Here is a 13427-nt window from a genome sequence, read left to right as displayed (position 1 = left end):
TGCTTTCCTGAGTCACCTGTTTTCCAGTTTTTTGCGTATGCGAATAGTAATGATCATGCTGGCGTTTCTCCTTGCACTCCTGCAATACCGATTGTGGGTGGGTGAAGGCAGTATTGCCCAGTTAATGGCTGTTAAAGAGCAGGTTGCCCTTCAAAAGCTTGAAAACCAGCGGCTTGCCGAGCGTAATCGCCTGCTGGCTGTCGATGTCGTTGCATTGCAGACAGGCCTGGAGGCTGTTGAAGAATACGCGCGTACGGAGCTGGGCATGATCAGGCATGATGAAGAATTCTTTCTCATGACGGATTGATTCTCAGAAAGCCCCTGTTTTTCTTACCTTGTTTCAGGATCATCTTGTGTGCAGGCTTCCTGCACACGTTCTGATTATATTGTGAAGGTTGTCATGACTGATTGGGATATGAATCTGCCCAGGGCCAGCGGCGAAGCCTGTGGTAGCGCGGCATTTAAAGTGCAGCCGGAAGATTTCCGTGTGGAAGAGGTGCTGCCGTTTGAACCCTGTGGTGAAGGTGAACACCTGTTTCTCTGGATTGAGAAAACGGGACAAAACACGCAGTGGGTTGCCCGGAGCCTGGCGCGTATCGCCGGTATTCCGGCTTCGTCTGTTGGCTATGCGGGGCTGAAAGATCGCCAGGGTGTCACCCGGCAGTGGTTCAGTCTTCAGTTGCCTGGTAAGGGGCGGGCGGATGACCTGGATTGGGCTTCCTGTGGTGAGGGTATTTCGGTTCTGAAAACAGAATGGCATAACCGCAAACTGCGTCAGGGCGCGCTGTCTGGTAACCACTTTGCCATACGGTTACGGGATGTTCAGGGCGAGTTGGCTGATATCGATAACCGCCTGCGTTCGATAAGTGACGGCGGTGTGCCCAATTATTTTGGTATGCAGCGGTTTGGTTTTGATGGCGGTAACCTGGATAAAGCGCTGGCATTTTTTGATAGAAAGCTGCGGCTGAAGCGTGATCAGAAAAGCATTGTATTGTCTGCAGCGCGTTCATGGTTGTTCAATCAATTGCTGGCGCAGCGTGTGCGTGAGCAGACATGGTCACGTTTGCTGGAGGGTGATGTGTTAACGTTTCGTGACAGCCACTCCCTGATTTTGCCAGAGCGTAGAGATGAAACCGTTGCAGAACGCTTTGCGTCAGGTGAGTTGCATGATACCGGTCCTCTCTGGGGGCGTGGCTCCCTGCTTTCTGAGGGCGAGGTGAATGCCTGGGAAGTGTCGCTGGCTGAGCGCTGGCCTGAACTGTGTCAGGGTCTTGAAAAAGCTGGCATGAACCAGGAGCGACGCGCTTTGCGGGTGACGCCAGAGAAAATGGAATGGCGCTGGGAGGAGGGTGATTTGCTGCTGTCTTTCTTCCTTCCCAAGGGCACGTATGCAACGGCTGTTCTGAATGAGTTGTTTGAAAATATTAGCTAAACGTCGTTTATGAGGAAGAACGTATTGTAAACTGGCGTACTCTAGTGACACTATTGCCTGCTAGGTGGAAGTAGGTCTGGGGGCTGAATGAATCTGGCTGGTATTGGTATGACATCGCAGCGAACCCGTGATCGCCTGATTCAGCGCCTGGTTGAACAGGGGATCAGGGATCAGCGTGTCCTTGATGTCATGCGTAAAACACCCAGGCACCTGTTTGTGGACGAAGCATTGTCACACAGGGCCTATGAGGATACGGCGCTGCCCATCGGTCGTAGCCAGACGCTTTCCCAACCTTATATCGTGGCCCGAATGACTGAGAGCCTGCTGCAAACGGGTAATGTCGGTAAAGTGCTTGAAGTGGGTACGGGGTCTGGTTACCAGACAGCGGTCATGGCCCAGCTGGCAGACAGGGTATATACGGTAGAGCGTATCCGTTCCCTGCAGGATCGCGCCAGGCAGAGATTGCGGAAGCTGAAGCTTTATAACGTCATGATGCGTCATGCGGACGGGTTTTCCGGCTGGCCCGAAGAGGGCGGGTTTGATGGTATCCTCGTTACAGCGGCGCCTGTTGAAATGCCGCAGGTACTGCTTGGGCAGTTAGCTGTTGGGGGGCGCATGGTCATCCCGGTTGGACCTGATGGGGATCAGTTGCTGGTGTGTGTGACCCGGACAGACAAGGGGTATACCGAGCAGATTCTTGAGGCAGTCAGGTTTGTACCGCTGCTGGCAGGGACTGTCGAATAACCGTTATTGAGATTATTGTTAAGTTGGTTGTGTGACGTGATGTTGCCGTTAGATGTGTTGATACTTTTCCTTAAAGGTGCGCTGATGGGCGCGGCCGATGTCGTGCCCGGGGTTTCCGGTGGTACGATTGCTTTTGTTACCGGTATCTATGATCGCCTGCTGAACAGTCTTAAAAAGCTGGGGCCGACTTCACTGAAGATGCTTTTCCGTGAGGGACTGGCAGCCTGCTGGCGTCATGTGGATGGCACATTTCTGGTTGCTGTGTTTGGTGGTGTTCTGTTCAGCGTCTTTACCATGGCGCGGTTGATTACCTACAGCCTGGCCGTCTGGCCAATCCAGGTCTGGTCTTTCTTCTTCGGGCTGATTGTCATTTCTGCCCTGTTAATATTGCGTAATGTCACTCACTGGTCACCGGGACGTTTTGTTGCGCTGGCTGCAGGCGTTGGTATGGCTGTTTTGATCGGGCATGCAACACCGGGAATCGCTGATCAACCCGCATGGTACTCCTTTCTATGGGCCGGTGCGCTGGCTATCTGCGCGATGATTCTGCCAGGTATTTCCGGCAGTTTTATTTTGTTATTGCTCGGCTTTTACGCACCGATTCTACAGGCGGTTACACAGTTTGATATTGGCATACTGGCTGTGTTTGCCGTGGGTTGCGTCGTAGGTCTTTTGTTGTTTTCGCACGTCCTTTCATGGTTGCTCAGCTATTATCGTCAGACGACGTTGGCTTTTCTTGTTGGGTTGATGCTGGGGGCAATAGAAAAAATCTGGCCCTGGAAGCAAACGCTCTCGTGGGAACTGGCAGATAATGGTGCTCAAATCCCCGTTCAGCAAGTGAATGTCATGCCCTGGCAGTATGAGCATTTAACGGGACAATCACCTGAACTAGCGGCGGCCGTTGCCCTGATGGTGATCGCTGTGATTGCTGTGTCGGTATTTGAGTGGTATGGACGTTCAAAAGTATCAACCAATTGAAGTGATTGGTTTGATTTTATTGACGATAAGTATTGTGTTTGTTGCGTTATGTTGTTTTTTATTGGGTAGTAAACACTTTACTACCCATGAATTAAAAGACCCAAAGTTGAATTTTTAGATAGATTGGTAATAACAATCCTTTTTTAAGATAAAAGGATAATAAATAGACAGCTTGGAATATGGTTAAAGGGTTTGGCTGGCGTATTAAACAAAACGAGATGACGTTACGAAAATATTTAAACGTTTGCTCAAAAAATATCACGCTGCTGATGTTGGCCTTCCTGGTTTCGGGCTGCTCGCATCAGCGTCTTGATATACCGGTCAGTAATCGGACTCGCCCTGAAACTGTCATGAGTGGCACCCATGTTGTTCAACCGGGTGAAACGCTTTTTTCCATCGCATGGCGTTATGGACAGGATTATAGAAGGTTAGCATCCGCTAACAGAATCGCTTCTCCCTACGTTATTTATCCGGGTCAACGGCTGACGCTTTCCGGTCGCGCTGCGACGACTTATTCCAAGCCAAAAGTTGTTGCAAAAGCGTCAAAACCGCAGCCCGCAAAAACGACTAAAACCAAGGTGTATAAAAAAGAGCCAGTCTCTCCGGTCAAAAAAACTACCGATAATGTCCGGGTTTCCAGCTGGCGCTGGCCAGCCAAAGGCAAGGTGATTTCACGCTTCTCAGCCCAGGGAAGGGTTAACAAGGGTATTGATATCGCTGGCAAGATCGGGGAACCTGTATTTGCGACGGCTGCAGGTGAAGTGGTTTATGCCGGCAGTGGTCTGACAGGTTACGGCAACCTGATCATTATCAAGCATAATGGCAGCTATCTGAGTGCTTACGCTCACAACAAGGCATTACTTGTCAGGGAAGGAAGCACAGTTAAAGCGGGTCAGAAGATAGCCGAAATAGGTTCTACAGGGACGAGTGAGCCTAAACTGCACTTTGAAATTCGGCGTAATGGTAAACCTGTAGATCCTCTTCTTTATCTGTCAAAACGCTGATGTACAGAAGTTGTGGTTTGGCAAAAAAATAGACGGACCTGATAGTTTAGGGTCGTCGATGCAGCCCTCTAGCTGTTCGACTGTGAGTGGGACCATCTCATTAACAGGATTGGCGCTTATGGCACTAAAAAGGGAAGAGGTAGAGCTGGATGAAGTGAGCGAAAGTGTAGTCCATGGAGAGGAGTTTGATTCAGGTTCGCTCGAAAGTGAAGTTGATTCCAGTTCGGAGTTACCGAATGAAGGAGCAGTGCAACGTACAGCAGCGGTAAGTGGTCAAAGTGGTCATCGGCAACGCGACGATGATGCATTTTACAAGTCGCTGGATGCTACACAGTTGTACCTCAACGAAATCGGCTTTTCGCCTTTGCTGACCCCGGAAGAAGAAGTGCACTTTGCCCGGTTGGCCAGGAAGGGTGTGGAAGCAGGTCGTAGACGGATGATTGAAAGTAATCTCCGGCTTGTCGTGAAAATCTCTCGTCGTTATGTTAATCGAGGCTTATCGCTGCTCGACCTGATTGAGGAAGGTAATCTCGGTCTCATCAGGGCGGTGGAGAAGTTTGATCCTGAGCGTGGCTTCCGGTTCTCCACCTACGCAACGTGGTGGATACGACAGACGATCGAACGGGCCATCATGAATCAGACCCGGACGATCCGGCTTCCGATTCATGTTGTCAAGGAACTGAATGTCTATCTTCGTGCAGCACGTGAGCTGACCCAGAAGCTGGATCATGATCCAACCCCCGAAGAAATCGCTAATCTGCTCGACAAGCCGGTTGATGATGTCAAGCGGATGCTGGGTTTGAATGAACGGGTGACGTCAGTAGATACGCCCCTGGGGCATGACTCTGATAAATCTGTTCTGGATACGATTTCGGACATCCGTGAAAACGATCCGGCAGTTCTGCTGCAGGATAGTGATCTCAACGACAGTATTGATAAATGGTTGAGTGAACTTTCCGAGAAGCAGCGTGAAGTGGTTGCCAGGCGATTCGGATTGCGGGGCTATGAAACCAGTACCTTGGAAGAAGTAGGCAAGGAAATTGGCCTGACCCGTGAGAGAGTGCGACAGATCCAGGTTGAGGCATTGAAGCGTTTGCGTTGTATTCTCGAAAAGCAGGGGCTTTCAAGCGAATCGTTGTTCAGTTAATGTATTTGCATTCATAGATACAAAAAAGCCATGGTTTACCATGGCTTTTTTAGTGTCGTGATTAACGTTCCAGGTGCTCCAGTTTGCCTTTTACGCCGTCCCACTCTTCGGCATCCGGCAGCGAATCTTTCTTTTCGGTGATATTGGGCCAGATTTCAGCCAGGTCCGCATTCAGTTCAATGAACTCCTGCTGATCTTCAGGGACTTCGTCTTCCGAGAAAATGGCGTTAGCGGGGCATTCCGGTTCACAGAGTGCGCAGTCAATACATTCGTCCGGGTGGATGACCAGGAAGTTCGGGCCTTCATAAAAGCAATCTACAGGGCAGACTTCGACGCAGTCTGTGTACTTGCACTTTATGCAGTTCTCACCCACTACAAAAGCCATAGCGGTTACTCCATCTTCATAGGCTGATTTGATTGTTATTCTAGCGCCGACCAGTTATCAACCCTGTCTGTTGGCTGTCACGGTACCGGGGTGATCCAGTCAATGGTTATTTCGGACGCTAGTCTAACAGTAAACTCTGGCCGGTTACAGGTAACCGGCACTCGTCGTTCCTTCGGATTAAGATGATTTTTTACTATCGATAGAACCGTCTGATCACTTAACCGTTTTTTTCAATCGATACAGTAAATCCAGCGCCTCGCGTGGTGATATATCATCAACGTCCAGCTGTTCAATGATGTCCACGGCCGGATGGGGTGCCTGAAGCGCAAACAGGTCCGTCTGAGGGGATGGGTTGGCTGCTTTTCGTGCGCGCTTGTGGGTAGCGGGTGGTTCAGGCTGCAGTTCTGCATCATTGGGTTTTTGCTCGAGCTGATGCAGTTTGTCCTTCGCTTGAAGGATCACGTTACGGGGAACGCCGGCGAGTTGCGCAACTTGAAGGCCGTAACTTTGGCTGGCAGGCCCTTCCTGGACGGCATGTAAAAATACGATCCGATCGTCGTGCTCTGTGGCATTCAGGTGAACATTGGCCACCCGTTGGCAGGATTCAGGCAGCTGGGTGATTTCAAAATAGTGTGTAGCGAACAGGGTGTAAGCCTGGATCTGGTCGGCCAGGTGATGCGCGCAGGCCCATGCCAGAGAGAGTCCATCGAAGGTGCTGGTGCCGCGACCGATCTCATCCATCAGTACCAGGCTGCGTTCTGTCGCATTATTGAGGATACTAGCAGTTTCTGTCATTTCCACCATGAAGGTTGAGCGACCGCCTGCCAGGTCGTCCGATGAGCCGATTCGTGTAAAAATTCTGTCGACAATGCTGATCTTTGCGTGGCTTGCCGGTACAAAGCTCCCGATATGGGCAAGCAGCACAATCAGCGCGGTTTGCCGCATATAGGTCGATTTACCGCCCATGTTTGGGCCAGTAATAATCAGCATGCGCCGGTCACGATGAAGGTCGAGACTGTTGGCTACGAACGGATTGTTCAATACCTGTTCGACAACAGGGTGTCGACCTTCTTCAATCATAATTCCTTCACCCTGTGTGAGTTCAGGGCAGGCGAGATTGAGGGTTTCTGCGCGTTCAGCGAAGCAGGTCAGGGCATCCAGTTCCGCAATGGCCTGAGCCGTATCCTGGAGTGGCAGCAGCTGTTCGGCCAGGATTTCAAGCAAGGCTTCGTACAGTGCCTTTTCCCTCGCCAACGCGCGGCTTTTGCTGGAGAGTGCTTTGTCTTCGAATGTCTTCAGTTCAGGGGTAATGAAACGTTCGGTGTTCTTCAACGTCTGGCGACGAATATAGTTAACCGGTGCGTCTTCCGCTTCACGGCGACTCAGTTCAATGAAATAACCGTGTACCCGGTTGTAACCCACTTTCAGTGACGAGAGGCCGGTTTCTTCTTTTTCCCGCTTTTCCATCTGCAGCAGGTAATCGCCGGCGTTTTCACTGATGGCGCGGAGTTCGTCGAGTTCTTCGTCATAGCCCTCTGCAATCACGCCGCCGTCACGGATGACAACCGGCGGATTTTCAATAACGGCCTTTTGCAGAATGGCAACCAGCTCCGGATGCTCACTGATTTGGGTAGCCAGCTGGTTTAGTCGGACATTATCAATTGCACTCAGCTGTGTCTGAAGGTCCGGTAAGCGTGAAAGTGCATCACGCAACCGGGCAAGATCACGAGGGCGTGCCGAGCGAATCGCAACACGGGCAAGTATGCGTTCAATGTCACCAATGCCTTTGAGTGTCGAATGAATAGGTTCGTACCGATAATCCGACAACAAGGCGAGAATAACTGACTGGCGTTCACGCAGCAGATCAATATTCTGGAGTGGCTGGTTAATCCAGCGGCAGAGAAGGCGACTTCCCATTGCCGTCGCGGTCTTATCCATCACCGACAACAGGGTATTGTCACGACCACCGTTAAGGTTGGTATCCAGCTCGAGGTTGCGACGGCTGGCCGCATCGAGCACCACGCAGTCTTCACGACGTTCAACCCGCAAGGTGCGAACATGGGGCAGGTCGGTACGCTGGGTATCTTTTGCGTATTGCAGCAGGCAGCCGGCGGCAGCAATGGCAACGGTCATATGGCTGCAGTCAAAGCCGGACAAATCTTTGGTTTTGAACTGGCGGGTCAGCAGGTCGTGCGCTGTTTCAAGATCGAAATCCCAGGGCGGGCGGCGCCGGAAACCATTGCGCTGTGCAATCAGGCTATCAAAAACCTGGTCTTCACTGGTCAGAAGTTCCGCCGGGCTAAGGCGCTGGAGTTCACCAAGGATGGCTTCCAGGCCTTTGACTTCCAGAACGTGGAACCGACCGCTGGTGATGTCCATGATGGCCAGCCCGTAAAGATCATCCTGCACATGCAGGGCGGCCAGCCAGTTATCACTCCGTTCTTCTAATAAAGCTTCATCGCTGACGGTGCCCGGTGTGATGATCCTGACAACTTTACGTTCAACCGGCCCCTTGCTGGTTGCGGGGTCACCAATCTGTTCGCAGATAGCAACCGATTCACCCAGCTTGACGAGCCGGGCGAGATAACCTTCCGCAGCATGAAAGGGGATGCCCGCCATCGGAATGGGCTGCCCGTTGGAGTGGCCCCTCGCCGTCAGGGTGATGTCGAGCAGTGACGCGGCTTTTTTTGCATCATCATGGAACAGCTCATAAAAGTCGCCCATGCGGTAAAAAACCAGCTGATCCCGGTGTTGCTGCTTGATGCGCATATATTGCTGCATCATGGGGGTTTGCTTGTTATCGCTGGCTTTTGCTGCTTGAGTCATGATGATCCGGATCAGGTCGTTCTTGTCAGGTCACCGGCGTGACCGGGTAAATGGAGAGATTGTACGGTATCTGGTGTCAGGAAATAAATTCGTGTAATTGTCGTAATCTTGTACTTTCTTATGAGCAGGTATCCACAAACTAGGTCTATGGTGCTCTCAGGGCAAGTAAGATGGTGTGACGTCGTTGCTCTTGACGTGAGGTTTGGTTTTCCAGAAGTTTTTTCCAGGCAGATTTTAGCGGGATCGGAAAACCGGTTGAGGTGTTTCGTTTATCGGGAAGGTTGATTGGGTTATGCTTGTCGCAGACCTCGGTCGAAAGTCCTGTTGGCCGTTTCCTCGTTAAGCATTATCCATTTGTTATTCACTGGTTATTTATGTCTAGCCTTACTTGTTTCAAAGCCTACGATATTCGTGGACGCCTGCCTGATGAACTCAATGAAACAATCGCTTACCGGATTGGCCGGGCCTATGGTGAATACCTAAAACCCAAAAAGGTTGTGATAGGTGGTGATGTCCGCCTGACCAGTGAATCGCTTAAACAGTCAGTGATTGATGGGTTGAGGGACGCTGGTGTGAATGTGCTTGACCTTGGTATGGCCGGTACGGAAGAGGTGTATTTTGCGACGTTTCATCTTGGTGTAGACGGTGGGATTGAAGTGACTGCCAGTCACAATCCCATGGACTATAACGGTTTGAAACTGGTCCGTGCGGGCGCTCAGCCTGTCAGTGGTGATACCGGTTTGCGCGAAATTGAGCAGTTAGCTGAACGTAATGACTTTTCACCCGTCATTGAGCGAGGCAGTTATGACAAAGTGGATACGCTCGACGACTACGTCATTCACATTATGGGTTATATTGATGTCGCAGCATTAAGACCCCTTAAATTAGTCGTGAATGCGGGTAACGGTGCTGCTGGGCATGTAGTGGATGCTATTGAGGCACATTTTCGTGCCAAGGATGTTCCGGTAGAGTTTGTCAAGATTCACCATCAGCCTGATGGCGCCTTTCCGCATGGTATACCGAACCCGTTATTGCCTGAGTGTCGTGCTGCGACAGCGGATGCTGTGATTGAGCATGGTGCAGATATGGGGATTGCCTGGGATGGCGATTTTGATCGATGCTTCCTGTTCGATGAAAAGGGTGCCTTTATTGAGGGTTACTATATTGTCGGGTTGCTGGGTGAGGCTTTCCTTGTACATAACCCCGGGGCCAAAATTATTCACGACCCCCGTCTGACCTGGAACACGATTGATCAGGTCACTTCAGCCGGTGGGGAGCCAGTGCTGTGCAAAACCGGCCATGCCTTTATCAAGGAGAGAATGCGTAAGGAAGATGCCGTCTACGGTGGAGAAATGAGCGCCCATCATTATTTCCGTGATTTTGCGTACTGTGATTCCGGAATGATCCCCTGGTTGCTGGTGGCAGAGTTGATGTCTCGAAAAGAACAGGCGCTCTCTGAACTGGTTGCTGAGCGTATCAAGGCGTTCCCGTCTTCTGGCGAAATTAACAGTCAGCTGGATGATCCGCAGGGGGCTATTGACAGGGTGCTTGCGGTTTATGAAGCCGATGCTGTTTCAGTGGATCATACAGACGGTATTTCTGTGGACATGGGGTTGTGGCGTTTTAATCTGCGTCTGTCCAATACAGAACCGGTTATCCGATTGAATGTTGAAAGTCGGGGTGATGTGGTTTTGATGCAGCGCCAGACGGATGAGTTGTTACGCTTGATTCGTGCCTGAGCGTTGTTCGTTCCAGTAACTAATCCCTTTCTATCTATGTAAACGCTTGGGATTGCTGATCGTGCGGTTTTGAAATAGCGAGATCATGAGAGGTTTTGTGCAAAACCTCTTTCAAGATAAGGTGGCGATTGTTAGCGATGTCTCTATTCAGCAATTCTGTTGTGTGCTTTGTTGAGGTTGCAGGTTGATCTGACGTTAGTCGACGATAACATTTTGGCAGGAGCGGTGGGTAGGATGCAGGTAGAGGTTCATGATCTTGCGCAGCAGCTGGGACAAGTATTACTGAAAAAGGGCTGGCGGGTCGCCACAGCGGAATCCTGCACGGGCGGCTGGGTGGCGGAAGCCATAACGTCGGTGGCTGGCAGCTCGGCCTGGTTCGGCTATGGTTATGTATCCTACGCCAACGAGGCCAAGCAGCAGATGCTGGGTGTGAAGGCTGAAACACTGGCTCAAAATGGTGCTGTTAGCGAGGCAGTGGTGACAGAAATGGCTTATGGCGCGCGCCGGAATGCTGGTGCAGAGCTGTCAGTCGCGATCAGCGGTATTGCCGGGCCGGAGGGCGGTAGTCCCGAAAAGCCAGTAGGTACCGTGTGGCTGGCATGGTCTCAGGAAGGTCAGCCTACGGAAGCTCGGGTGTGTCATTTTAGCGGTGATCGCTTTGAAATACGGCAGCAGGCAGTTGTGACAGCACTTTCAGGCCTCTTGCGATTAGCTGAACAGGATGCGGGTTAAACGGGCGGTCAGATTAAATTTTATTGTCGACTAGTCGAATATCAGATTGTGTGTTTTAATACTGTTTAAGTATACAGTTGTTTTAGCGTTGCGGGCTGGATGATGCCGTTGAAGGTGCCAGCCGGCAAAGGTCGGATTAATTGTGAGGGTGCGTCAGATGGATGACAACAAGAAAAAGGCGTTACAGGCGGCGCTTGGCCAGATTGAGCGACAGTTCGGCAAGGGCACCGTCATGCGCATGGGTGACCAGAAGCATGAACCGATTCCGGCAATTTCAACCGGTTCCCTGCAGCTGGATATTGCGCTGGGTATTGGTGGTCTGCCGAAAGGACGTGTTGTTGAAATCTATGGTCCCGAGTCATCAGGCAAGACAACCCTGACGCTGAGTGTCATCGCAGAAGCCCAGAAGCAGGGCGCAACCTGTGCCTTTGTGGATGCGGAGCATGCACTGGATCCTGAGTATGCCCGTCGCCTGGGTGTCAATGTTGACGACCTGTATGTGTCTCAGCCTGATACCGGTGAACAGGCGCTGGAAATCACCGATATGCTGGTACGTTCCGGTGCAGTAGATGTCGTGATTGTCGACTCTGTCGCGGCCCTGGTACCGAAAGCGGAAATTGAAGGCGAGATGGGTGATTCACACGTCGGTCTTCAGGCTCGTCTGATGAGCCAGGCGCTCCGTAAGCTGACCGGTTCCATTAAGCAGGCCAACTGTCTGGTGGTCTTCATCAACCAGATCCGGATGAAGATCGGTGTCATGTTCGGCAACCCGGAAACCACAACCGGTGGTAATGCTCTGAAATTCTACAGCAGTGTTCGGCTGGATATCCGTCGCACCGGTGCTGTGAAGCAGGGTGATGAAGTCATCGGTAACGAGACCCGTGTGAAAGTGGTCAAGAACAAGGTGTCGCCACCGTTCCGTCAGGCTGAATTCCAGATCCTGTATGGCAAGGGTATCTACCGTATGGGTGAAGTGATTGATCTGGGCGTTAAGCTGAAGCTGGTCGATAAGGCTGGCGCCTGGTACGCCTATAAAGGTGACAAGATTGGCCAGGGCAAGGCGAATGCCGCGCAGTATCTGCAGGATAACCCGGCGATTGCGGAAGAGATTGAGTCTGAAATTCGGCGCCAGCTGTTGACCTCTTCTGAGCCCCAGACCGAAGAGAAAGCTGAAAACGCAGCGGAAGAAAATGAAGAGCTGACACTGGCCTGAGTTTTCTGAGTTGGATTGAATGCTACGGCGTTTACCTCTAAAGGGGTAAGCGCCGTTTTTATATGGGATGGATTATGTCTTCTTCTGAAACAGAACTGCGGCGGGCGGCAATGGATTTGCTGGCGCGCCGCGAACATAGCCGGAAAGAACTCTGGCAGAAACTGCGCAGCCGGGCTGAAACGCCGGAAATGCTGGAAGTGGTATTGGGTGCCTTGGAGGCAGATCGGCTGTTATCCGATGAGCGCTTTGCGGAAAGTTTTGTACGTAGTCGTGTTTCTCGTGGTTTGGGGCCGGTGAGAATCAAGCAGGAACTGCTGCAAAAAGGCATTGCTGCTGAGCTGGTGTCAATACAGCTTGAGGCTTTTGAGGAAGACTGGAAGCAGCAGGCATGTGAGGTCAACGTGAAAAAATTTGGGGCCGCACCGGTAAAAGACCCAAAGGAAAAAGCAAAACGGGTTCGTTACCTGCAATACAGGGGCTTTCATATCGATACCATTATGGCTGTAGTCGATGGCCGTGAGAGTGATGAATAGTCGCTGGATTAAAAGATGGAGTTTGTGGGTTGATGGAGCGCTGTGAGACTTGCTTGTTGCCGCAGTTCATCTGTTTGTGTGCGGATAAACCGGTGGTCGCCAGCAAGGCCGTTTTCTGGTTGCTGATGCATGAAAATGAACAGGCTAAAGCGACCAACACAGGTTACCTGCTGGCCGGTAGTGTGGCTGGAGGCCACATCGCCACATGGAGTCGAGTGGAGCCGGATAAGGCATTATTAAGTTTGTTATCTGACTTGCGGTATTACCCGATTCTTGTTTTTCCCTCTGCCTATGCCCGTTATCACGCTTCTGATGCCGTGATGGTTAGTTCAGGCAGCATTCCACGGGATAAAGTGCCGGCATTTATTCTCATCGATGCCACCTGGCAGCAGGCGAGAAAAATGTATAACCACAGCCCTTATCTTCATGGTCTGCCCGTTTTGGATCTAGGTTCGGAATGTATATCCGAGTATCAGTTGCGCCGTGTTCGGCATGAAGCACATTTGTGTACGGTAGAAAGTGCTATCGAGGCGCTCCGCTGGTTGGGTGACACATCCGCCGCTGATCAGCTGCATACCTGTTTCTCCCTCTTTAACCAGAATTTTCATCGCCTGAAGCTGGCAGCCATCCCGGCACCATGATATTAAGTTGTGTTAACGCAAACAGTAATCAAAACAGTGGAAAGGGTGGCGTT

Annotated in this window: 13 protein-coding genes; 11 read left to right on the top strand and 2 right to left on the bottom strand. The window is 51.3% G+C overall.

The genetic code is table 11. From position 1 onward, the window contains the following. Positions 1 to 37: 37 nt before the first annotated feature. The 6 genes from AC27K1_RS17110 (at position 38) to rpoS (ending at position 5305) form a co-directional block, all read left to right on the top strand. Positions 38 to 307 (top strand): septum formation initiator family protein, encoded by a 270-nt coding sequence (locus tag AC27K1_RS17110; RefSeq protein WP_487152011.1) that lies wholly within the window; start codon positions 38 to 40, stop codon positions 305 to 307. Positions 308 to 400: 93 nt separating this feature from the next. Next, positions 401 to 1432: a tRNA pseudouridine(13) synthase TruD gene (gene truD, locus AC27K1_RS17105; RefSeq protein WP_487152010.1), complete on the top strand. Its 1032-nt coding sequence runs from the start codon at positions 401 to 403 to the stop codon at positions 1430 to 1432. An 87-nt stretch (positions 1433 to 1519) separates the two neighbouring features. Then, positions 1520 to 2176, top strand: coding sequence for a protein-L-isoaspartate(D-aspartate) O-methyltransferase (locus AC27K1_RS17100; protein WP_487152009.1), 657 nt, complete (start codon positions 1520 to 1522; stop codon positions 2174 to 2176). Between the two features lie 84 nt (positions 2177 to 2260). Further along, positions 2261 to 3154: a DUF368 domain-containing protein gene (locus AC27K1_RS17095; protein WP_487152008.1), complete on the top strand. Its 894-nt coding sequence runs from the start codon at positions 2261 to 2263 to the stop codon at positions 3152 to 3154. A 179-nt stretch (positions 3155 to 3333) separates the two neighbouring features. After that, positions 3334 to 4158, top strand: a complete 825-nt coding sequence (locus AC27K1_RS17090; RefSeq protein ID WP_487152007.1) for a peptidoglycan DD-metalloendopeptidase family protein — start codon at positions 3334 to 3336, stop codon at positions 4156 to 4158. A 118-nt stretch (positions 4159 to 4276) separates the two neighbouring features. Further along, positions 4277 to 5305 (top strand): RNA polymerase sigma factor RpoS, encoded by a 1029-nt coding sequence (rpoS, locus tag AC27K1_RS17085; protein ID WP_487152006.1) that lies wholly within the window; start codon positions 4277 to 4279, stop codon positions 5303 to 5305. A 61-nt stretch (positions 5306 to 5366) separates the two neighbouring features. On the opposite strand, the gene fdxA is transcribed toward rpoS, so the two are convergent. Both fdxA and mutS read right to left on the bottom strand, forming a co-directional pair. Then, positions 5367 to 5690 (bottom strand): ferredoxin FdxA, encoded by a 324-nt coding sequence (gene fdxA / locus AC27K1_RS17080; protein ID WP_395183311.1) that lies wholly within the window; start codon positions 5688 to 5690, stop codon positions 5367 to 5369. Positions 5691 to 5903: 213 nt separating this feature from the next. Further along, a complete protein-coding gene (gene mutS, locus AC27K1_RS17075; RefSeq protein ID WP_487152005.1) occupies positions 5904 to 8516 on the bottom strand; it encodes a DNA mismatch repair protein MutS in 2613 nt (870 codons plus the stop codon). Between the two features lie 374 nt (positions 8517 to 8890). Between mutS and cpsG the strand changes: the two genes are divergently transcribed. The 5 genes from cpsG (at position 8891) to AC27K1_RS17050 (ending at position 13374) form a co-directional block, all read left to right on the top strand. After that, positions 8891 to 10255, top strand: a complete 1365-nt coding sequence (gene cpsG, locus AC27K1_RS17070) for a phosphomannomutase CpsG (protein WP_487152004.1) — start codon at positions 8891 to 8893, stop codon at positions 10253 to 10255. A 234-nt stretch (positions 10256 to 10489) separates the two neighbouring features. Next, positions 10490 to 10987: a nicotinamide-nucleotide amidase gene (gene pncC / locus AC27K1_RS17065; protein ID WP_487152003.1), complete on the top strand. Its 498-nt coding sequence runs from the start codon at positions 10490 to 10492 to the stop codon at positions 10985 to 10987. Positions 10988 to 11144: 157 nt separating this feature from the next. Then, complete coding sequence (gene recA / locus AC27K1_RS17060; protein ID WP_487152002.1) at positions 11145 to 12200, top strand: recombinase RecA; 1056 nt, start codon at positions 11145 to 11147, stop codon at positions 12198 to 12200. A gap of 74 nt (positions 12201 to 12274) precedes the next feature. Further along, the gene (locus tag AC27K1_RS17055; RefSeq protein WP_487152001.1) at positions 12275 to 12733 is read left to right on the top strand and encodes a regulatory protein RecX; all 459 of its coding nucleotides are present in this window, start codon (positions 12275 to 12277) and stop codon (positions 12731 to 12733) included. Between the two features lie 32 nt (positions 12734 to 12765). Next, positions 12766 to 13374, top strand: coding sequence for a tRNA-uridine aminocarboxypropyltransferase (locus AC27K1_RS17050; protein WP_487152000.1), 609 nt, complete (start codon positions 12766 to 12768; stop codon positions 13372 to 13374). The last annotated feature ends 53 nt before the right edge of the window (positions 13375 to 13427 follow it).

Source organism: Kistimonas ophiarachnellae, from assembly GCF_057552235.1.
The sequence above is the reverse complement of the archived record's forward strand: the minus strand, read 5'-3'. Positions and strand labels throughout refer to the sequence as shown.